Raw genomic sequence first — 19,511 nt, 5'->3', positions numbered from 1 at the left:
GAGGGGTCTCTCAAATGCAAGACGCCGCGAAAGCTGATCGGCTTTCGCAGCGTTTTCGTTCGTGCGACCCCTCACCCGACCCCCGCCTTCGCGGGGGCCACCCTCTCCCGCAAGGGGAGAGGGATTTAGTTAAACCAACCCCGGCCCTTCGATCTTCACCACCGGCGTAAACGCCGGCCGGCGCTCCGGCAGCACCACCTTCAAGCCCTTGCCGTCCCGGGTGAAGGGCAGGGGCTGCCCGCCCAGCAGCGACACGCGCCGCACCTCGCCGCCGGCATGCGGCGCGCCGACCGCCAGGCTCTCGATCACCATCTCCCGACCAGGCTCGACCAGCGGCAGGGCGTAGAGCGCGCCGGCCTTGGTGGTGAAGCGGATGTCGCTGGCCTGGAAGGGCTTGGCGTCGCCCTCGTTCTGCATGCCCTCGACCAGGCGCGTCGGACCCTCGCCGTAGATCTTCCACGGCCGCGTGGAATAGATCGCCTCGCCGTTGACGGCGATCCAGCCGGCCATGTCGGCCAGGACCTTGGCTTCCTTGTCGTCGATCGAGCCGTCGCCGCGCTGGGGGATCGACAACATGAGCGTGCCGTTCTTGCTGACTACGTCGGTCAGCCGCTGGATCACGTCCTTGGCCGTCTTGTAGCCGTTGCGCTCATAGAGCCCGCGGTCGTAGTGCCAGTTGCCGATGCAGGTGTCGGTCTGCCAGGGCTCGTCGCGCAGCCGGTCGGAGAAGCCGCGCTCCACGTCCTCGACGATCGCCTTGCGCTGGAAGGCGTTGAGCTTCTTGCCGGTCACCACCACGTCGGTGCGGCCGGTCTGGCGCACGGCGTTGTTGTAGAAGTGCGCGGTGGCTTCCAGCCCCGCCTGGCCCAGCGGCAGGGCGTAGTTGTCGAAATAGACCATGTCGGGCTTGTAGCGGTCGACGAGGTCGTTCTGGCGCAGCAGCCAGTTGCGCACGAAGGCGGGGTTGTTGGGCGGCGGGGTCTCCAGCCACTCGCCGTCGTGCTTGTCGTGCCAGGCGTTGGCCTCGGCGATGGAATTGATCCCGTCGGGGATCACCATGTTGCGGCCGGTATAGAGCTGCTGCGGGTCCAGGCCCTGCCACCACTTGCCCTTGCCGTCGGCCTTGGTCAGGCGGAAGGCGTCGTAGCGCTGGCCCTTCAGCGGGCCCTCGGCGTCGTAGCCATAGGCCGTTTGCCACCAGTGCCAGGCGTGGGCGGCGTGGTTGGAGACGGCGAACTTCAGGCCGTGACGGCGGGCGACCTTCTCCCAGGTCCCGACGATGTCGCGCCCCGGGCCAACCCGCGTGGTGTTCCAGGCATGGTGGCGGCTGTCGAACATGTCGAGATTGTCGTGGTGGTTGGCCATCGACATGAAGACCTTCGCCCCGGCGGCGACGTAGGTCTTCATCAGGGCCTCGGGATCCCAGGCCTCGGCCTTCCAGCGCGGGATGAACTCCATGAAGCCAAACTGGGTCGGGTGCCCGTAGGTCTTCACGTGGTGTTCGTAGAAGGGGTTGCCCTGCTGGTACATCTGCCGGCCGTACCAGTCGCCGTATTCGGGCACGCACTGCGGCCCCCAGTGCGACCAGATGCCGAGCTTGGCGTCGCGGAACCAGTCGGGCGTCTTGTAGCCGGCCGCCAGCGACTCCCAGCTGGCCTTAAACGGTCCGCGAGGGGCGGCCAGGGCGGGCGAGGCGGCGAGGCCGGCGGTCGCGCCCAGCAGGGCGCGGCGGGTGAAGGGCATGGCAAGCTTATCCGTTACTGGACCGGCGTCAGGCGCACGGCCGCGCCGCCGCTGGCGGCGAGCTTCAGGCTCAGGGTCGATGTGGCGGTGAGAGAGGGATTCGAACCCTTGAGGCTGGTGGGCGTCGCTCCGTCCTCGCGGACGTCGGCCTTCCACGATCCCTTGCCCAGGAAATCGAGCGGCACCTTCACCGTCCGCGCGGTCTCGTTGTTGAGCGCGCCGACCCACCATTCCGAGCCCTTGCGGCGGGCCACGACGATCGACTGGCCGATCTCGCCGGTCACGAACCGCACCTCGTCCCAGGTGGTCGGCACGGCGGCGGCGAAGTCGAGGCCCTCGGGGCTTTCGGCATAGGTGTCGGGGCTGTCGGCGACGATGGCGAACGGGCTGTCGAACACCACGAACATGCCCAGGGCCTGGCCGCGCGTGGTCTGCACGAAGGGCAGCTTGTCGCGCGGCTCGAACTTGTCGGGGGTCACATTGCGGAAGCCGCCGGGCGTGTAGTCCATCGGCCCCAGCAGCAGGCGGGTGTAGGCGAGGTTGACGTTGTGGCTGGCGGTGATCCGCACGCTCCACTTGTTGTACTCGGCCCCCAGCACGCCTTCCTGGGTCAGGTAGTGCGGATAGGTGCGGATCAGGCCCGTCGGGTGATAGGCGCCGTGCAGGTCGACCATCAGGTGGTGCTCGGCCGCGCGCTTGAGCAGGCGGTGGTAGAAGTCGACCATCTGCTGGTCGTCACGGTCCATGAAGTCGACCTTGATGCCCTTGATCCCCCACTGCTCGTAGAGGGCCAGGGCCTCGTCCATCTGGGCGTCGAGGGACTTCCAGTTCAGCCACAGCCAGATGCCGACCTTCTTGTCCTGGCCGTAGGCGATGAGGCCCGGCAGGTCGAGTTCGGGCTTGGGACGGGTGACGTCCGCCCCCGGCCGCACGACCGAGGCGCCGCCGGCCCCGACGTTCCAGCCTTCGTCGATCAGCATGTATTCCAGGCCGGTCTTGGCGGCGAAGTCGATATAGCCCTTGATGGTCTCGGGGTTCATGCCGGCGTTGGGCACGGCCTTCAGCGAGGGGCCGTTCCACCAGTCCCAGGCGGCCTTGCCCGGCTTGATCCAGCTGGTGTCGGCGACCACTGACGGCGCGCTCAGCGTGGTCAGCAGGGTGTTCTCGACCAGCTGGCCGGCCTTGGGCGCGATCATGATCACCCGCCAGGGCGAGACGACGTCGGCCCCGAGGCGCGTGCGGACGGCGGTGCTCGGATCGTCCAGGCGCGGCGACAGCTTCACGCCCAGACCCAGCCGCCCGTCGCCCTTGCCGCGCAGGTACATCCCCGCCCAGTCCTTGAGGTCGGCCTCGGCGATGGCGAAGGCGGCGTTGTCGCCCTGGCAGACCACCGGGGCGTCGAACAGATTGTGCTCTCGGAACTTCGAGGCCTGGACGGCGTCGAACTCGCCCTCGTGGCTCGACCCGAACTTGCCGAGATTCAGGCCCCAGCAGCCGTAGTCCTTCGGGAAGTCGAAGCTGGTGACCTCGTCATTGACGTTGGTCGCCGCCGTCGCCGGCTGCTCGGGCAACACGTAGCGGAAGGCCACGCCCTGGTCGTAGGCGCGGAACACGACCCGCAAGCGGCGGCCGCTCTCTTCCTGGAAGTCGACGGCCAGTTCGTTGCGCTTCTGGGCAACGTGGCTGACCTTGGCGGCCGGCAGGTCGTAGACGTCCTCGCCCGAGCCCGCTTCCGCGCCGACGATCTTCACGCCGTAGGAGAAGCGGCCGCCCTTCGAGAGCTCCAGCCCCAGGCCCGACGGCGAGATCAGGGCCTTGCCCTTGTAGCTGACGGCGTAGCGCGCCTGTCCCGACTCGTCGGAGACTTGCACCGAGACAGCGCCGTCGGGAGAGGAAAGGGTGCGGGTTTCGGCGTAGGCTTGCGATCCATACAGCGCTGTCAAACCAGCGCCCGCCAGCAGTGCGTTCCGAATGGCCCCCATGCATCATCTCCCCAAAATTCGTTGTCTCAGTGTTTGTCGTATTAATTAGACCGTGTATGGATCGACGTCGAGCTTTCGATACCGGTAACATTCAGGCGGCTTTCAGACCGCCGATTGCGCAAGGAAGAGCGGGGGAAATGAACACCAAGACCCTGACCATCGCCCTGATGGCCACCACCCTCCTGTCGATGCCGGCCTTCGCCGCCGACGGACCCAAGAGCACCGCCCATCCGGCCCTGTGGCCCGCGGCCAAGAGTCAGGGCCTGGTCGATCCGGCCACCGAGGCCTTCGTCGACGGCCTGATGGCCAAGATGACCCTCGAGGAGAAGATCGGCCAGATGATCCAGGCCGACACGGCCTCGATCAAGGCCGACGACCTCAAGACCTATCCGCTGGGCTCGATCCTGGCCGGCGGCAGCTCGCCGCCGCTGGGCGCGCCCGACCGCTCGCCGGTCGGCCCCTGGGTCGACACCGTCAAGGCGTTCCGCGACGCGGCCGCCCAGCGTGGCGGGACCAACATCCCGCTGATGTTCGGCATCGACGCCGTGCACGGCAACAACAACGTCGTCGGCGCCACGCTCTTCCCGCACAACATCGGCCTGGGCGCCGCCCACGACCCTGAACTGATCCGCAAGATCGGCGCCGCCACCGGCCAGGAGACAGCGGTGTCAGGCTTCGACTGGGCCTTCGGCCCGACCTTGACCGTGCCGCGCGACGACCGCTGGGGCCGCGCCTTCGAGGGCTATTCGGAAGATCCGGAACTCGTCCGCCTCTACGCCCGCGAGATGATCCTGGGCCTGCAAGGCGCCGTCAGCGAGGGCCAGGCCCTGCAGAAGGGCCACGTGGCGGCCAGCGCCAAGCACTTCCTCGGCGACGGCGGCACCACCAACGGCAAGGACCAGGGCAATACCGAGGTCTCCGAACAGGAGCTGATCCGGCTGCACGCCCAGGGCTACGTCCCGGCCATCAACGCCGGGACCATGACCATCATGGCCTCGTTCAACAGCTGGAACGGCCAGAAGATGCACGGCAACAAGTCGCTGCTGACCGACGTGCTGAAGGGCAAGATGGGCTTTGACGGCTTCATCGTCGGCGACTGGAACGGCCACGGCCAGGTCGAGGGCTGCACGCCGACCAACTGCGCCCAGGCCGCCAATGCGGGCCTGGACATGTACATGGCCCCCGACAGCTGGAAGGGCCTTTATGACAACCTGCTGGCCCAGGCCAAGTCGGGCGAGGTGCCGATGGCCCGCATCGACGACGCCGTGCGCCGCATCCTGCGGGTGAAGGCCAAGCTGGGCCTGTTCCGCAGCGACCGTCCGTGGGAAGGCCGCGAGAACGTGGTCGGCAACGCCGCCCACCGCGCCGTCGCCCGTGAAGCCGTGGCCAAGTCGCTGGTGCTGCTGAAGAACAACGGCGTGCTGCCGCTGAAGGCCTCGGCCAAGGTGCTGGTGGCCGGCTCGGGCGCCGACGACATCGGCCAGCAGTCGGGCGGCTGGACCCTGTCGTGGCAGGGCACCGACAATAAGAACAGCGACTTCCCCAACGCCCAGTCGATCTATTCGGGCTTCAAGGAGGCGGTCGAGGCCTCGGGCGGCAGCGCGACGCTCAGCGTCGACGGCAGCTTCAAGGACAAGCCTGACGTCGCCGTCGTGGTGTTCGGCGAGCAGCCCTACGCCGAGGGCGTGGGCGACCTGAAGTCGCTCGAGTACCAGCAGGGCGACAAGACCGACCTGGCCCTGCTCAAGAAGCTGAAGGCCGCCGGCGTGCCGGTGGTGGCGGTGTTCCTGTCGGGCCGCCCGCTGTGGGTGAACCCCGAGATCAACGCCTCGGACGCCTTCGTCGCCGCCTGGCTGCCCGGCTCGGAAGGCGGCGGGATCGCCGACGTCCTGGTGGGCGACGGCGCCGGCAAGCCGCGCCGCGACTTCAACGGCAAGCTGTCGTTCAGCTGGCCCAAGACCGCCGCGCAGTTCTCGCTGAACAAGGGCGACAAGGGTTACGCGCCGCTGTTCGTCTATGGCTACGGCCTCAGCTACGCCAAGCCCGGCAAGGTGGCCAAGCTGTCGGAAGTCTCGGGCGTCACCGCCATCGCGGCCAACGACAGCAACTACTTCGTCGGCGGCAAGACTCCGGCGCCGTTCGAGTTCCGCCTGCTGCCGACCACCTCGGTGCACATCAAGCCGATCGACGCCGGCAACGTGCAGGAGGCCGGCCGCCAGCTGACCTTCGCCGGCGGCGTGCCTGCCGCGGCTGAGATCGCCGCCGACAAGGCCTTCGACCTGACCTTCCAGACCAACGCCGAGATCGCCCTGCAGATCGCCTACCGCGTCGACGCCGCGCCTTCGGCCAAGACCACCCTGGGCATCGGCGCCGGCAAGCTCGACGTCACCTCGGTGCTGTCGGGCGCCAAGGCCGGCGAGTGGACCAGCCTGAAGGTGCCGCTGAAGTGCTTCCAGGCCGCTGGCACGGACGTCACCAAGGTCGAGGCGCCGTTCTCGCTGGCCACGGCCGGGACACTGACGGTCTCGATCAGCGGCGTGAAGCTGACCACCGACCCGACCGGCACCACCTGCCCGGCCAAGGCGGACTAGCCAGCCGCCTCCGCCCCCAACAAGGAAGTCATCGCCCGGCTTGTCCGGGCGACCCAAGCCGAGCCTGCCGATTCAGCTTGGGTCGCCCGCATGAAGCGGGCGATGGCCTCCGAGGGGGAGGGCGAATTGTAAGCTTGAAGCAGCGGAGACCACGCGTGCGCCTGACCCGTCACCTGCTCGCCGGGGCCGCCGCCCTCGCTTTCGCCGCGCCCGCCGCCGCCGCGCCGCTGCTGGCCTCGGTGTTCACCGACCACGCCGTGCTCCAGCGCGACAAGCCGATCGCCGTCTGGGGCGTCGCCGCCCCGAACGCCGCCGTCGCCATCGACCTTTCCGGCCAGGGCGCGACGGCGATCGCCGACGCCCAGGGCCGCTGGAGCGCCCATCTTCCCGCCCGCGCCGCCAGCGCCGCCCCGCTGACCCTGACCGTCAAGGCCGGGTCCGAGACCCAGACCGTCTCCGACCTGCTGATCGGCGACGTCTGGCTGTGCTCGGGCCAGTCGAACATGGAATATCCGCTGCGCCGCGCCCTGCAGGGCGAGGCCGAGGCCGCGAGCGCCACCGACCCGCAGATCCGCCTGCTGCAGACCGGCCGCACCAGCCTGCCGCATCCCAGCGACAAGTTGCCCGCCTACGCCGCCTGGAAGACGTCGAGCTACGACAGCGCCAACAACTTCTCGGCCGCCTGCTGGTTCATGGGCCGCGAGATCAAGAAGACCACCGGCGTCCCGGTCGGCCTGATCGACGCCACCTGGGGCGGCTCGGTGATCCAGGACTGGATCAGCGGCCCGGGCCTCAAGGCGCTCGGCAATTACGACGAGGGCCTGTCGGTGCTGGCCGACTACGCCCAGGATCCGGCCAAGGGCATGGCCCGCTGGGGCGCGATGCTCGACCGCTGGGCCGCCAAGGCCGAGCCGCATGCCGCAGGCTGGGCCAAGCCCGACTTCGACGACCGCGCCTGGAAGACCATGCCGGCCGAGCAGTTCTGGGAAACCAATCCGGGCCTGGAAACCTTCGACGGCACGATCTGGCTGCGCGCCACCATCACCCTGACCAAGGCCCAGGCCGCTCAAGGGGCCACGCTGGTGCTTGGCCCGGTCGACGACATCGACACCACCTTCGTCAACGGTCGCGCCGTCGGCTCGCAGGAGGGCTGGGACGCCAAGCGCGCCTACGCCATTCCGGCCGGCGTGCTGAAGGCCGGCGCCAATGTCGTGGCCGTGCGCGCCATCGACGCCGGCGGCGGCGGCGGCGCCTGGGGGCCGGCCAAGGACAAGGGGCTGAAGCTGGCCGACGGCGCGTTCGTGCCGCTGGGCGCGTCCTGGCGCTACAAGGTCTCGACCAACCTGTCCGACACCGGCCTGCCGCCGCATGCGCCTTGGCTCGGCGCCTCGGGCCTGTCGACCCTGCACAACGGCATGATCGCCCCGCTGGCGCCGTACGGCGTCAAGGGCTTCGCCTGGTACCAGGGCGAGGCCAACGTCACCGAGGCCCCGGAATACGCCCGCCTGATGCCGGCCCTGATCGCCGACTGGCGCCGGGCGTTCGCCGCGCCCGACGCGCCGTTCCTGATGGTGCAACTGGCCAGCTTCGGCCCGCAGGTCGACAAGCCCGGCGTCTCGCGCTGGGCCGAGCTGCGCGACGTCCAGCGCCGCACCGTCGCCGCCGACCCGACCACGGGCCTGGCCTCGGCCGTCGACATCGGCTCGCCCTACGACATCCATCCGGCCGACAAGCTGCAGGTCGGCCTGCGTCTGGCGGGTCTTGCCCGCAAGCTGGCCTATGGCGAGACGGCCCTGAACCCCTCCGGACCCGCGCCGGTCTCGGCCGTCCGCGACGGCGACGACGTCGTCGTGACGCTGGACCAGCCGGCGGTGGTCTACGGATCGGCGCGCCCCGCCGGCTTCGAGCTCTGCGACGCGCCCGAGTCGTGCCGCTTCGTCGATGCGGTGGTGGAGGGCGCCAAGGTCCGCCTCACGGTTCCGGCCGGCTACGCCGCCGTCAAGGTCCGCTTCGCCTGGGCCGACAGCCCGGTGCTGAACCTCTACGGCCAGAACCGGCTGCCAGCGACGCCGTTTGAACTGGTGGTGAAATAGGGCAGGGTCTCCAAGACCCTCTCTCTTAGAGAGAGGGAGGGGCCCGCCGCGCAGCGGTGGGAGGGTGAGAGGTTTCACCGCTAGCCGGAAAACCCTGTGCGCTCGGCTAATGCGGCTGAACGACCACGCCCTATCCTGAGAGAGTGTAACTTATCACCCTCCCACGCCTTCGGCGTGGGCCCCTCCCTCTCTCGATGAGAGAGGGATTTTCACTCCAGCCCCGCTCGTTAACCAGCAACCCCCTGCGCCATAACGCTTTTCCTCTCCAGGCAGAGGAATCCGCGTGACCGACCGCACCTGCGAAGAACTGGCCGATCTGTGGTGCGTCCTGTTTGGCGAACCGCCGGCGATCACCGCCGATCCGAGCCTGGTCGCGCAGGTCCTGGTCCGCTGCCTGCCGCCCGCCGAACCCTATGGCCCGCAAGCTCTTCCCATGGCTCAGCTTCAGCGCAAGGAGTCGTGAAACCCAGATAGGCAGGATCTATCTTTGGAACTGATTTTATCGATTGGACCTATTTGCTGCGGCGCGATACCTACGACGCATCCTTTCCAACGGAGCGTCTCATGTCGCTGATCAACACCACGATCAAACCCTTCACCGCCCAATCGTACAAGGACGGCAAGTTCGTCACGGTCAGCGACGCCGACCTGAAGGGCAAGTGGTCGGTGGTCTTCTTCTACCCGGCCGACTTCACCTTCGTCTGCCCGACCGAGCTGGAAGACCTGGCCGACAACTACGACGTCTTCACCCGCCTGGGCGTCGAGATCTACGCCGTGTCGACCGACACCCACTTCTCGCACAAGGCCTGGCACGACAGCTCGCCGGCCATCGGCAAGATCAAGTACCACATGGTCGGCGACCCCTCGGGCACGATCACCAACAACTTCGAAGTCATGCGCGAAGGCGTGGGCCTGGCCGATCGCGGCACCTTCCTGATCGACCCGGAAGGCGTGATCCAGTTCACCGAGACCACCGCCGAAGGCATCGGCCGCAACGCCATCGAGCTGCTGCGCAAGATCAAGGCCGCCCAGTACGTGGCTTCGCACCCGGGCGAAGTCTGCCCGGCCAAGTGGGAAGAGGGTGAAAAGACCCTGGCCCCCTCGCTCGACCTCGTCGGCAAGATCTAAAGACTAACGGACTACCCCGCGCCGCCGCTCCTCTCTCCCCTCTGGGGCGGCGGCGCAACTTCTTGATCGTTCGCCGCGTTCGATCCTCCCCCCGAAAATCGAACGCCTATCCTTTCCTCCCCCTAGCCTTTTGGGAGCGCGCCATGCTGGACGCCGGTCTGAAGACCCAGTTGACCACCTACCTGCAGAACCTGCGCCAGCCGATCGAACTGGTCGCCTCCCTCGGCGACGACAAGGGTTCGAAGGACATACTGGCCCTGCTGGAAGACGTCGCCGCGACGTCCGACAAGGTCAGCCTGAACCTGGCCGGCGACGACGCCCGCAAGCCGTCCTTCGCCATCACCCGCGCCGCTGGCGACGCCGATGTGCGCTTCGCCGGTCTGCCGCTGGGCCACGAGTTCACCTCGCTGGTGCTGGCCCTGCTGCACGTCGGCGGCCACCCGCCGCGTCTCGACGCCGAGGTGATCGAGCGCATCAAGGGCCTGGACGGCGACTACAGCTTCGAGACCTATTTCTCGCAGTCCTGCCAGAACTGCCCCGACGTGGTGCAGGCGCTGAACACCATGAGCGCCCTGAACCCGCGCATCCGCCACGTCGCCATCGACGGCGCGCTGTTCCAGGCGGAAGTCGAGCAGCGCCAGGTCATGGCCGTGCCGACCATCCTGCTGAACGGCCAGCCGTTCGGCCAGGGCCGCATGGAGGTCGAGCAGATCCTGGCCAAGCTCGACACCGGCGCCGAAGCCCGCGCCGCCGAGAAGATCAAGACCAAGGACGCCTTCGAGGTGCTGGTCATCGGCGGCGGTCCCGCCGGCGCGGCCGCGGCCGTCTACGCCGCCCGTAAGGGCATCCGCACCGGTGTCGCCGCCGAGCGCTTCGGCGGCCAGGTGCTCGACACCATGGCCATCGAGAACTTCATCTCGGTCCAGCACACCGAAGGCCCCAAGTTGGCCACGGCGCTGGAACAGCACGTCAAGCAGTACGACGTCGACGTGATGAACCTGCAGAAGGCCGTCGGCCTGGTCGCGCCGAAGACCCCGGGCGGCCTGATCGAGGTCAAGCTCGAGAACGGCGCCAGCCTGAAGTCGCGCACCGTGATCCTGTCCACCGGCGCCCGTTGGCGGAACGTCAACGTGCCCGGCGAGGCCGAGTACAAGAACAAGGGCGTGGCCTATTGCCCGCACTGCGACGGCCCGCTTTTCAAGGGCAAGCGCGTGGCGGTGATCGGCGGCGGCAACAGCGGCGTCGAGGCGGCCATCGACCTGGCCGGCATCGTCGCCCACGTCACCCTGATCGAGTACGATAGCCAGTTGCGCGCCGATGCGGTGCTGCAGCGCAAGCTCGCCAGCCTGCCCAACGTCACTATCGTCACCTCGGCGATGACCACCGAGATCCACGGCGACGGCGCCAAGGTCAGCGGCCTGTCCTACAAGGACCGCAACCACGACACGGCTCACCGCGTCGACCTGGAAGGCGTGTTCGTGCAGATCGGCCTGGTGCCCAACACCGAGTGGCTGAAGGACTCGAACGTCGCCCTGAGCAATCGCGGCGAGATCGAGGTCGACTATCGCGGCGAGACCTCGATGCCGGGCGTGTTCGCGGCCGGCGACGCGACCACCACGCCGTACAAGCAGATCATCATCGCCATGGGCGAGGGCGCCAAGGCCTCGCTGTCGGCCTTCGACTACCTGATCCGCCTTCCCGCCGAACAGGCCGAAGCGGCCTGATCGGTATTTTCTCCCTCTCTCTTTGAGAGAGGGAGGGGCCCGCGCCAAAGGCGTGGGAGGGTGAGAGGTTTCACCCTTGCCGGAAAGTCTCCGCTAGCTGCGTAGGAAAGGCTTCAAGCTCTCAGGTTCGCGACCGCCGACGTCCCGGCGTTGCTCCGTTCGGACAGTCTGTAACCTCTCACCCACCGCTTCGCGGCGGGCCCCGCCCTCTCTCTCAGAGAGAGGGACCTTAAGCTCACCCCACCGCCGCCTGGATGCCTTCCAGCAGGTTGGCCGCCGTGATCGGCTTGGCCACGTGCAGGTCGGCGCCGGCGGCCAGGGCCTCGTCGCGGTGCTGGGTGAAGGCGTTGGCGCTGAGCATGACGATCGGCGTGCGGACCGCGCCGCGCTCGGCCTCGAGGGCGCGGATGGCGCGGGTGGCGGTCAGGCCGTCCATGCGCGGCATCTGCATGTCCATCAGCACGATGTCGAAGGCGCTCTCGGCGAAAGCGGCGAGGGCCTCAAGGCCGTCGTTGACGGTCGACACCTCGGCGCCCTGGGTGGCCAGGATCAGTTGGGCCACGCGCTGGTTGGTCGGATGATCCTCGACCAGCAGCACGCGCAGGGGGCGGTCGGGCAGGGGCGCCGGCTCAGGCGGAGCGGGCGCGGCGCCGACCTCGACGGGATCCTGCAGGCGCGGCAGGCTCAGGGTGACGACGAAGCGGCTGCCGACGCCGGGCTGCGACGTCGCCGAGATCTCGCCGCCCATCATCTCGACCAGCGAGCGGCAGATCGACAATCCCAGGCCCGTCCCGCCGAAGCGGCGGCTGATCGACTCGTCGGCCTGGCTGAAGCGGCTGAACAGCCCCGCGGCCTGGTCGGCGTCGAAGCCGATGCCGGTGTCCTCGATCGCGAAGCTCAGGCGCGTCTGGCCGGCGACCTCCTCCGAGGCGATGCGCAGGGCGATCCCGCCCTGGTCGGTGAACTTGATGGCGTTGGACAGCAGGTTGCCGATCACCTGGCTCAGCCGCAGGCCGTCGCCCAGGTGCCGGCCGCCGGTGATCGCCGGACGCTCGATGGTGAAGGTCAGCCCCTTCTCCTGCGCCCGGCGGCGCATGACCTCGACGCCGGGCCGCAGGGCCTGTTCGAGGTTGAACGAGCGGTTCTCCAGCTGCAGCTGGCCGGCCTCGATCTTCGACACGTCCAGGAAGTCCGACACCAGCCGCTCCAGCGTCGCGCCGGAGTCGCGCACCAGCCCGACCATCTCTGCTTGTTCGGGGCTGAGCGGGGTGCGCGACAGGGCGTCGATGATGCCGATGACGCCGTTCAGCGGCGTGCGGATCTCGTGGCTGATATTGGCCAGGAAGTCGCTCTTGGCGCGGTTGGCCGCTTCGGCCGCGGCCTTGGCCTCGATCAGCTGGCGCTCGGCCGCGACCCGGTCGGTGACGTCGCGCGCCACGCCGTAGATCCGGTCGCCCGCCCGCTGGGCTCGCCATTCCAGGGTGCGGTAGTGGCCGTCCTTGTGGCGATAGCGGTTGATGAAGCCGACGACGGGATCGCCGTCCCTGCGGGTCTCGACCTCGACGACGCTGTCCTGCGTGCCCGGCATGTCCTCGGGATGCACCAGCCGCAGCAGCGGCTTGCCCTCCATGTCCTCGGGACGGTGGCCCAGCTTGGTGTGCCACGACCGGCTGGCCTTCAGCACCGTGCCTTCGATGTCGCGAATGATCAGCAGGTCGAGCGACACCTCGAAGAACGAGCTGGCGTCGACGAGCAAGGCTTCGCGAGCGGCGGCCTGAGCCATGATCGAAATCCCCGAAAACGCCGACTAGACTTCAGCCTAGCGCATCGAGGTTAAATTCCAATATCGATGATTTCGCGTTATTTGGTCGCGATTGACGGGAGTGGACTAGAATTCGCGCTGCGCGAGTATTGTCGAGAGCACCGGTATTCGAGTGCGTGGTGCGCTTTCTTTTCCTCCCGTCATTCCCGCCCTTGTGGCGGGAACCCCTGGTTCCGCCCGCAAGTGAAGCGATAGCGGCATGCGGAGCATGCCGCCCCTTCGGCCCTTGCGGCTGATAGAGGGTTTCCCGCCACAAGGGCGGGAATGACGGGAGAAGGGAAGCGGCTTAAACCTCCGTCGCCCACCCGCGCGCCGCATAGGCCTCGGCCACCGCCTCGGCGATCTTGATGCCGTCGACGCCCGCCGAGAGGATGCCCCCGGCATAGCCCGCGCCTTCGCCGGCCGGGAACAGGCCGGCGGTGTTGAGGCTCTGACCGTCCTTGCCGCGGGTGATGCGGATCGGCGAGGAGGTGCGGGTCTCGACCCCGGTCATCAGCACGTCGGGATGGTCGTAGCCGGCGATCTGGCGGCCGAAGACGGGCAGGGCCTCGCGCATGGCCTCCAGCACGAACGGCGGCAGGCATTCCGCCAGGTCGGTCATTCGGATCCCGGGCTTGTAGGAAGGCTCGACCACGCCGAGTTCTTGCGACGGACGGCCAGCCAGGAAGTCGCCGACCTTCTGGGCCGGGGCGCGATAGTCGCCGCCGCCGGCGGTGAAGGCCAGGCTCTCCCATTTGCGCTGGAATTCGATCCCGGCCAGCGGATGGCCCGGATAGTCGCGCTCGGGATCGATGGCCACCACGAAGCCGGAGTTGGCGTTGCGCTCGTTGCGCGAATACTGGCTCATGCCGTTGGTCACGACCCGGTTCGGCTCCGAGGTCGCCGCCACCACCGTGCCGCCCGGGCACATGCAGAAGCTGTAGACCGTGCGACCGTTCGAACAGTGGTGCGACAGGCTGTAGTCGGCCGCACCCAGGTCCGGATGGCCGGCGCAGGCCCCGAACCGGGCCTTGTCCATCCACGACTGCGGATGCTCGATCCGCACCCCGATCGAGAACGGCTTGGCCTCGATATGGACGCCGCGCTCGTGCAGCACCTCGAAGGTGTCGCGGGCGCTGTGGCCGACGGCCAGCACCACGTGCTCGGTCTCCAGCGTCTCGCCGGTCGACAGGCGCAGGCCCTTCAGCCTGCGGCCGCCGTCCTCGGCGGTCTCGATCTCGAAGTCCTCGACCCGGTGCTGCCATCGGTATTCGCCGCCCAGGCCCTCGATCAGGGCGCGGATGTTCTCGACCATGTGCACCAGGCGGAAGGTGCCGATGTGCGGGTGGGCCTCGGTCAGGATCTCCTCGGGCGCGCCGGCGGCGACGAACTCCTCCAGCACCTTGCGGCCCAGGAAGCGCGGATCCTTGATCTGGCTGTAGAGCTTGCCGTCCGAGAAGGTGCCCGCGCCGCCTTCGCCGAACTGGACGTTGGACTCCGGGTTCAGCTCGCTCTTGCGCCACAGGGCCCAGGTGTCCTTGGTGCGCTCGCGCACCACCTTGCCGCGGTCGAGGATGATCGGCTTGAAGCCCATCTGGGCCAGGATCAGCCCGGCGAACAGGCCGCAGGGGCCGGCCCCGATCACCACCGGACGCGGACCATCGAAGCCCTCCGGCGCACGGACGGGGAAGCGGTAGTCGGTGTCGGGCGTCGGCCGCACCTGGTGGTCGGCGGCGAAGCGCGCCAGCACGGCGGCCTCGTCGCGCAGGGCGACGTCGACCGTGTAGATCATCAGGATCGCCGACTTCTTCCGCGCATCGTGGGCGCGCCGCCACAGCCTGACGTCCAGCAGCTCTGCCGGATCGATCCCCAGGCGCGCGCAAATGGCCGGGGCCATGGCCTCCGGCGCATGGTCCAGGGGCAGCTTCAGTTCGGAAAGACGCAGCATGGGCGCGGGTTTAGCGGGTTGGGCGCGTCCGCGCCATGGGGCAGGGCAGCCATCCCCTATCTCCCGTCATTCCCGCCCTTGTGGCGGGAACCCCTCTGTCAGCCGCAAGGACGGATGGGGCGGATCGCCAGCGATCCGCTTGCCCCTCCCGCGAAAGCGGAACCAGGGTTTCCCGCTACAAGGGCGGGAATGACGGGAGTAAAGGGTTGGCGGGAACGGAGAGGCCCTCGCCCTAAACCGCCAACCGCTTCAGCCGCTCGCGCAGCTCGATCAGCTCGGGCAGCGGGGTGTCCAGCTTGCAGAAGAACTGCTCCGCCACCTCCAGCGCCTTGTCGCGCATCGCCTCGCCCGCCGGGGTCAGCGAGACGATCACCCGCCGCTCGTCCTGCGGGTCGCGGCCGCGGGCGATCAGGCCGGCGGTCTCCAGGCGCTTGAGCAGGGGGGTGAGGGTGCTGGACTCCAGGTCCAGCGCCTCGCCCACCTCGCCGACCGTGCGCGGGCTCTTCTCCCACAGCACCAGCAGGGCCAGGTACTGCGGATAGGTGATGCCCAGCGCGTCGAGCAGCGGCCGGTAGAGCCGCGTCACCCGGTTGGCGGCGCTGTACAGCGCGAAGCAGAGCTGGCGGTCGAGGCGCAAGACCTCGACCGCGTCATGCTTGGAGATGTCCGGTTCCGAACTCATGCGGCCTTTACGCTGAGGGCGACGTCGATATTGCCGCGAGTGGCGTTGGAATAGGGGCAGACCTGGTGCGCCGTGGCAACCAGGGCTTCGGCCGCTTCCTGCGAAAGCCCTTGCGTCTCGATCTCCAGCGCCACTTCCAGCTTGAAGCCGACCTCCTGCGCCGCCAGGCCGACAACGCCGGTGACGGTCGAACCGGTCAGCGGGATCTTCTGCTGGCGGGCCACGAAGGCGAGGGCGCTCTGGAAGCAGGCGGCGTAGCCGGCCGCGAACAGCTGCTCGGGATTGGTGCCGTCTTCCTTGCCGCCCAGGGCCTTGGGCATGGCCAGGCGCACGTCCAGCAGGCCGTCGTCGCTACGGACGCCGCCTTCGCGACCGCCGGTGGCCGTGGCGCGGGTTTGATAGAGAGTGCTCATGGGGTTCGCTCCTGCGATTGAATTAGTGATTACGATTTAATCGCGTACGATATAAATGCAAGGGCAAGGCCATCGGTTTTTCTCGGGCCTCACGAGAAATGGTGCGTGACGATGTAGGCGGCGGTCCACAGCAGGGCGATTGCGCCGACGACGGCTGAGAAAAGGCCGCTCACGATCGCCAGGAAGCCGGGCCGCAACAGCAGCGCCGCCAGGGCCAGCGTGATGGCCGCCAGGGTGGCGAACGCCTTCACGGACAGAGCGGACGGCGCGGCGAGCAGATACCAGCCCGGGCTCGCGGCGGCGGCCATGCAGACAGCCCACCAGACCACGATCCGCAGGCCGCGCGAGGAAACCGTGAGCATGTTTTGTCCCGGCTGTGTAGGCCAGGCTCCAGCTCAGCCTCGCGCCCTCCGGGAGGTCAAGCCAAGTTGTGAAGTCGGCTGGACTTCAGGCCGCCCAGGCGGCGGCGAAGCGCTTCAGTTGCGAGCGGGCGGCGCTTTCGTGGACGGCGCCGTCGCGTTCCAGGCGCAGGAAGAGGTCGCCGGCCGGATGGGCGGCGCGGGCCGGCAGGCCCTGGCCGTTCAGGCGCACCAGGCCTCGCTCGGCGGCCTTGGTCGAGATCCAGACGGTGCGCGGGCCGATGGCGGTGTCGAGCTCGACGCGGCCGCCTTCGGCCAGGACCTTGGCGTCGACGCGGACGGTCAGCCACAGGTCGTTGGCGCGGACGAGGGCGGCCGGATCGGCCTTGATCCGCACGATCAGCAGGGTCTCGCCGACGCGCACGGTGTCGCCGTGGCGCAGGCCGGCGGGCAGGGTCAGGCGCAGGCGGCGGCCGGCGATCTCGGCTTCCAGCGCGCCGCCGGAAAAGGCGAAGGCCGCGTCGATCTCGAGCTGGGCCTGGCTGGGCATGGCCGGCGTCGGCACGGGGGTGGGCGGAAAGCCCAGGCCCGTCGGCGGCTCGACGCCCTGCAGCAGGCGATAGGCGGTCAGCACGTCGCGGAACAGGGCCGCATCGCCGCCCGGACGGTCCGGATGGGCCCGCTTGGCGGCTTCACGATAGGCCGCGCGCAGCTCGCGCTCGTCGGCGCCGGGCGCGACGCCCAGTATGGCGCGAGCGGCGGAGAGGGACAGGGAAGGGGCCGAGGCGGCGGTCATCCCGCGACCCTCGCGCGGACTTGGTCAACGCCGGGTTAAGTTAAGACTTTCGATCAGGTTCGTGCGGCGATCAGCGACAGCCCGCCGAAGATCAGGATCATGGCGGCGGCCATGGCGATCACCGCCCACGAGCCGCTGCGCTTGTGCCAGGTCATCGGCAGGTCGAGGTCGGGGCCTTCGGTCCGGGCCCGCCGCGCCCAGTGCCGGACGCCGCGCACCGTCCCATAGAGGCCGGCCGCGAAGGCGCCGCCATAGATCACCAGGCTGATCGCCCACTCGAACGGCCCCTCGGGCGGCTTGGTCCGCAGCCGGTCGATCAGCCAGAAGACGCTGAACGCCACCCACAGGAAGAACGGAATCCAGGACAGGCGGGCGCGGGCGGCGAGGGTCATGGCGCGAAACTGAGGCGCGAGCAGCCGTCGGTCAAGCATGGCCCCCGGCCGCGCGCGGGCCTATATCCCTGCCATGACCGATGCGCCGCTGATCCCCGCCTCGCCCAGCGAGGACGACTACGTCTCCCAGGTGACCAACGCCACCCCGCCGCCGCTGCTGCCGGAGGGCGACCCGATCCACCTGTTCGGCGAATGGCTGGCCGAGGCCGGCAAGTCCGAGCCGAGCGACCCCAACGCCATGACCGTTTCGACGGTCGACGCCGAGGGCATGCCGGACTCGCGGATGGTGCTGCTGAAGGAGGTCGATGCCAGAGGGTTCGTCTTCTACACCAACCTGCAAAGCGCCAAGGGCGTGGAGCTGGCCGCCAATCCCAAGGCCGCCCTGCTGTTCCACTGGAAGTCGCTGCGCCGCCAGGTGCGGGTGCGCGGGCTTGTCGAGCCGGTCTCGGAAGCCGAGGCCGACGCCTATTTCGCCAGCCGCGCCCGCCACAGCCAGCTGGGCGCCTGGGCCAGCGACCAGTCGCGACCGCTGCCCGACCGCCTGGCGCTGGAGCGCCGCGTGGCCGAGATGGGCCTCAAGCACGGCCTGATCGGCAAGGTGCCGCGCCCGCCGCACTGGTCGGGCTTCCGCATCGTCCCCCAGGTCATCGAGTTCTGGCGCGACCGCCCGTTCCGCCTGCACGAGCGCCTGGTCTACGACCGCGTCGACGGCGCCTGGACGACCAAGCGGCTGTTCCCGTAAGCGCGCTTCAATACCCCGAGCAGCGCTCGGCGTAGTTCGGGTCGATGTCGTGGTCGGCCAGGATGCAGGCCAGCTGGCCGACGCGATCGCGCGTCAGCCGCGCGGCCAGCGCCTCGGTCGAGGCCTTGGGCCAGGCGATCGGGGCAAAGGCCAGCCAGGCGTCGCGATAGGCGATCCAGGCCCGCTCGGTCTCGCGCACGCCGTCGCGGGTGATGTCGCCGGCTTGAGCCTCCTGCCGGGCCGGCAGTTCGCCCATGGCGACGCGGTACACCGCGTTGAGCGACCGGTCGTAGTCCCGATGCTCGCCGGCGCCCGTGACGCGGGCCGAGCCCGACAGCTGCTCCAACTGCTCCACATGGAAGTCGCGGGCGTCTTCGGAGATCCGCAGCGGAACGCCGCGGTTCATGGCGCCCGGCGGCGACTCGTTGGCCTGGCGGACCTCGACGAACCGCGCCTCGGCCGTGTTCAGCGCCTCATAGGCCTGACGGGCCGTCGGCGAGAAGCCCCGCGTCAGCGCCGCCAGCTTCGCGGCGCGCACCGGCTCGGCCTGCCGGGCCTCGTGCGCCAGGCAGAAAGGTCCGGAAACGTTCGAGGCCCCGAGCACGACGTCGGCGCAGTAGTCGAACGGCTCTGTCGCGGGCCCGTCCCGGCGACGAGCGTCCAGCGCCAGCACCAGGTTGTCGCTGTCGACCGGCGCGCCCCAGGTGGCGCAGGCCATGTGCACCGCTAGGTCCAGGTCCTTCTTCGCGCCCCGGCCGTTGGCGTAGATGGTCATCAGCATGCCGGCGCCGGCGAAGGGCTCGTACGGGTCTTCGCCGTTCTTCATTTCCAGGATCGCGCACTGGCGGGCCTTGGCGGGATCGGCGGCCATGCCGATCCCGTAGTACAGCGCCTCGGACGAGCAGCCCTTCAAGGCTTGCGCGGTCGCCGCGTCGGGAACGTCCCGCGGCGGCGGGGCGCGGTCGCGCACGGCCCGGCACAGGGCCTGGCTCTTGGCGAATTGCGGATCGCCAGGGTTGCGGCCGTCCGGCTCGCCGAAATAGCCGTTCTGGCCGGCGAACCCGCACAGCCCGGCCCAGAGTACGGCCAAGAGCACGGCCTTCGACGTTCTGTACAT

At 68.9% G+C, this 19,511-nt stretch carries 16 protein-coding genes; 6 read left to right on the top strand and 10 right to left on the bottom strand.

The window, feature by feature from the left end; genetic code table 11:
- Positions 1 to 129 precede the first annotated feature (129 nt).
- Together I4Q42_RS09830 and I4Q42_RS09825 are read right to left on the bottom strand one after the other, a co-directional pair.
- A complete protein-coding gene (locus I4Q42_RS09830; RefSeq protein ID WP_198575884.1) occupies positions 130 to 1,743 on the bottom strand; it encodes an alpha-L-fucosidase in 1,614 nt (537 codons plus the stop codon).
- A 14-nt stretch (positions 1,744 to 1,757) separates the two neighbouring features.
- Positions 1,758 to 3,725 carry a glycoside hydrolase family 97 protein gene (locus I4Q42_RS09825; protein ID WP_198575883.1) on the bottom strand — a complete coding sequence of 656 codons (1,968 nt, stop codon included), beginning with the start codon at positions 3,723 to 3,725 and terminating at the stop codon, positions 1,758 to 1,760.
- Between the two features lie 137 nt (positions 3,726 to 3,862).
- Between I4Q42_RS09825 and I4Q42_RS09820 the strand changes: the two genes are divergently transcribed.
- The 5 genes from I4Q42_RS09820 (at position 3,863) to ahpF (ending at position 11,261) form a co-directional block, all read left to right on the top strand.
- Positions 3,863 to 6,316 carry a glycoside hydrolase family 3 protein gene (locus tag I4Q42_RS09820; RefSeq protein ID WP_198575882.1) on the top strand — a complete coding sequence of 818 codons (2,454 nt, stop codon included), beginning with the start codon at positions 3,863 to 3,865 and terminating at the stop codon, positions 6,314 to 6,316.
- Between the two features lie 155 nt (positions 6,317 to 6,471).
- Positions 6,472 to 8,409, top strand: coding sequence for a sialate O-acetylesterase (locus tag I4Q42_RS09815; protein WP_332873054.1), 1,938 nt, complete (start codon positions 6,472 to 6,474; stop codon positions 8,407 to 8,409).
- 283 nt (positions 8,410 to 8,692) lie between these two features.
- Positions 8,693 to 8,872: a hypothetical protein gene (locus tag I4Q42_RS09810; RefSeq protein ID WP_198575881.1), complete on the top strand. Its 180-nt coding sequence runs from the start codon at positions 8,693 to 8,695 to the stop codon at positions 8,870 to 8,872.
- A gap of 101 nt (positions 8,873 to 8,973) precedes the next feature.
- Positions 8,974 to 9,537 carry an alkyl hydroperoxide reductase subunit C gene (gene ahpC / locus I4Q42_RS09805; RefSeq protein WP_198575880.1) on the top strand — a complete coding sequence of 188 codons (564 nt, stop codon included), beginning with the start codon at positions 8,974 to 8,976 and terminating at the stop codon, positions 9,535 to 9,537.
- A 143-nt stretch (positions 9,538 to 9,680) separates the two neighbouring features.
- Positions 9,681 to 11,261 carry an alkyl hydroperoxide reductase subunit F gene (gene ahpF, locus I4Q42_RS09800; RefSeq protein WP_198575879.1) on the top strand — a complete coding sequence of 527 codons (1,581 nt, stop codon included), beginning with the start codon at positions 9,681 to 9,683 and terminating at the stop codon, positions 11,259 to 11,261.
- Between the two features lie 235 nt (positions 11,262 to 11,496).
- Here the strand turns inward: ahpF and I4Q42_RS09795 are convergent, their stop codons facing one another.
- From I4Q42_RS09795 to I4Q42_RS09765, 7 genes are all read right to left on the bottom strand, one after another.
- Positions 11,497 to 13,044, bottom strand: a complete 1,548-nt coding sequence (locus tag I4Q42_RS09795) for an ATP-binding protein (protein ID WP_198575878.1) — start codon at positions 13,042 to 13,044, stop codon at positions 11,497 to 11,499.
- Between the two features lie 325 nt (positions 13,045 to 13,369).
- Positions 13,370 to 15,010, bottom strand: a complete 1,641-nt coding sequence (locus I4Q42_RS09790; protein ID WP_198575877.1) for an NAD(P)/FAD-dependent oxidoreductase — start codon at positions 15,008 to 15,010, stop codon at positions 13,370 to 13,372.
- Positions 15,011 to 15,242: 232 nt separating this feature from the next.
- Positions 15,243 to 15,692 (bottom strand): MarR family winged helix-turn-helix transcriptional regulator, encoded by a 450-nt coding sequence (locus tag I4Q42_RS09785; protein ID WP_198575876.1) that lies wholly within the window; start codon positions 15,690 to 15,692, stop codon positions 15,243 to 15,245.
- Entirely contained in the window at positions 15,689 to 16,105 is a 417-nt protein-coding gene (locus tag I4Q42_RS09780) for an organic hydroperoxide resistance protein (RefSeq protein WP_198575875.1), read from the bottom strand. The genes I4Q42_RS09785 and I4Q42_RS09780 overlap by 4 nt, the downstream gene beginning before the upstream one ends.
- A gap of 89 nt (positions 16,106 to 16,194) precedes the next feature.
- A complete protein-coding gene (locus I4Q42_RS09775) occupies positions 16,195 to 16,467 on the bottom strand; it encodes a hypothetical protein (RefSeq protein WP_198575874.1) in 273 nt (90 codons plus the stop codon).
- 85 nt (positions 16,468 to 16,552) lie between these two features.
- Positions 16,553 to 17,260 carry a DnaJ domain-containing protein gene (locus I4Q42_RS09770; protein WP_198575873.1) on the bottom strand — a complete coding sequence of 236 codons (708 nt, stop codon included), beginning with the start codon at positions 17,258 to 17,260 and terminating at the stop codon, positions 16,553 to 16,555.
- A 53-nt stretch (positions 17,261 to 17,313) separates the two neighbouring features.
- Positions 17,314 to 17,691: a hypothetical protein gene (locus tag I4Q42_RS09765; RefSeq protein ID WP_198575872.1), complete on the bottom strand. Its 378-nt coding sequence runs from the start codon at positions 17,689 to 17,691 to the stop codon at positions 17,314 to 17,316.
- A 34-nt stretch (positions 17,692 to 17,725) separates the two neighbouring features.
- On the opposite strand from I4Q42_RS09765, the gene pdxH reads away from it, so the two are divergent.
- The gene (gene pdxH, locus I4Q42_RS09760) at positions 17,726 to 18,394 is read left to right on the top strand and encodes a pyridoxamine 5'-phosphate oxidase (RefSeq protein WP_198575871.1); all 669 of its coding nucleotides are present in this window, start codon (positions 17,726 to 17,728) and stop codon (positions 18,392 to 18,394) included.
- 7 nt (positions 18,395 to 18,401) lie between these two features.
- On the opposite strand, the gene I4Q42_RS09755 is transcribed toward pdxH, so the two are convergent.
- The gene (locus I4Q42_RS09755; RefSeq protein WP_198575870.1) at positions 18,402 to 19,511 is read right to left on the bottom strand and encodes a lysozyme inhibitor LprI family protein; all 1,110 of its coding nucleotides are present in this window, start codon (positions 19,509 to 19,511) and stop codon (positions 18,402 to 18,404) included.

The sequence above is a fragment of the Caulobacter hibisci genome, from assembly GCF_016135805.1.
Lineage (GTDB): Bacteria > Pseudomonadota > Alphaproteobacteria > Caulobacterales > Caulobacteraceae > Caulobacter > Caulobacter hibisci.
This window is presented reverse-complemented; position numbering and strand designations above follow the sequence as displayed.